This is a genomic window from Streptomyces flaveolus, assembly GCF_000716535.1.
GTDB lineage: Bacteria > Actinomycetota > Actinomycetes > Streptomycetales > Streptomycetaceae > Streptomyces > Streptomyces flaveolus_A.
This window is the reverse complement of record NZ_JNWV01000124.1, coordinates 1-1,289: the sequence shown is the minus strand read 5'-3', so window position 1 is coordinate 1,289 and position 1,289 is coordinate 1. Positions and strand designations below refer to the sequence as shown.

Below are 1,289 nucleotides of genomic sequence, written 5' to 3'. Positions count from 1 at the left end.
TTCGCGATCTCCCACAGCCCATCCGGAACAATCCAACTCCACGTATCCCGCCCCATGACCTGACCAACGAACCACCGCCACATAGGACACGGTCTTAGTCGGTGAGTCTCTTGGCCCCGGTGGCGTGCTGATCATCGACGACACCGGGTTCATCAAGAAGGGCACCACCTCGGCCGGGGTGGGCCGACAGTACACCGGCACCTCAGGAAAGATCGACAACTGCCAGATCGGCGTGTTCGCCGCCTACGCCACCGGCTCGGGCCGGGCCCTGGTGGACCGGGAGCTCTACCTGCCCAAAGCCTGGACCTCCGACCGTGACCGCTGCCGGGCAGCGAAGATCCCAGACGAACGCGGCTTTGCCACCAAGGGCGAGCTGGCCCGGAACATCGTCCGCCGGTGTCTCGGTGCGGGTCTGCCCGCTGCCTGGGTCACCGCGGACGAGGCCTATGGGCAGGACTGGCACTTTCGCCGCCTGCTCGAGCAACTCGACGTCGGTTACGTGGTGGCGGTGCCGAAGTCACAGCAGATCAAGTCCCTGGCCGGTATCTGGCGCATCGACCAGCTCATCGAGGACGCCCCTGGCGATGCCTGGCAGCGGCTGTCCTGCGGTGACGGGGCGAAAGGCCCGCGGATCTACGACTGGGCCGGGGCCAGGCTGCCCGCCAACCTCATCTTCGACCCCGACCCGCCGACCCATCACCGGTGGGTGATGGCCCGCCGCAGCCTGTCCGATCCCGAAGATGTGGCCTACTACCTGGCCTACGCACCCATGGGCGTCGCAATCGCCGAGCTGGCCCGGATCGCCGGCTCCCGCTGGGCGATCGAGGAGTGCTTCCAGGCCGCGAAGAACGAGTGCGGCCTGGATGAGTACGAGGTCCGCCGCTATCCCGGCTGGTACAGGCATATCACCCTGGCCATGCTCGTCCACGCGGTCCTGACCACACTCGCAGCACACCCTCAGGCCGACGGCGAGGCCGCAAGGGGGGCTGCAGAAACGGATCAGCGCTCATCCCGCTCACCGTGGCAGAGATACGGCGACTCCTGGACGCTCTCCTGCCCCACCCACGAGCCGACCGCGACCCCGTCACCCACGCACTGAAATGGTCGGCCCGGAGAAGACGCCGCCAAGCCATCGCCCGCCGCTGCCACTACCCAAAACGCAGCTCAGGACACGAACCGCTGCTGGAGTATTAGACCGTGTCCTACATGGTTAGTTTGAGGAGTCGCTTGTAGCAGCAGAGGGCGGCTGCGAGTCCGAGGAAGGCCAGGTAGTTGCCTGGCTGACGCTC

General features: G+C 66.6%; 1 pseudogene. It reads left to right on the top strand.

The features are described 5' to 3' along the window. Positions 1-97: 97 nt before the first annotated feature. Positions 98-1,099: pseudogene (locus OO52_RS45445) on the top strand (IS701 family transposase); the annotation flags it as partial. Positions 1,100-1,289: the final 190 nt, after the last annotated feature.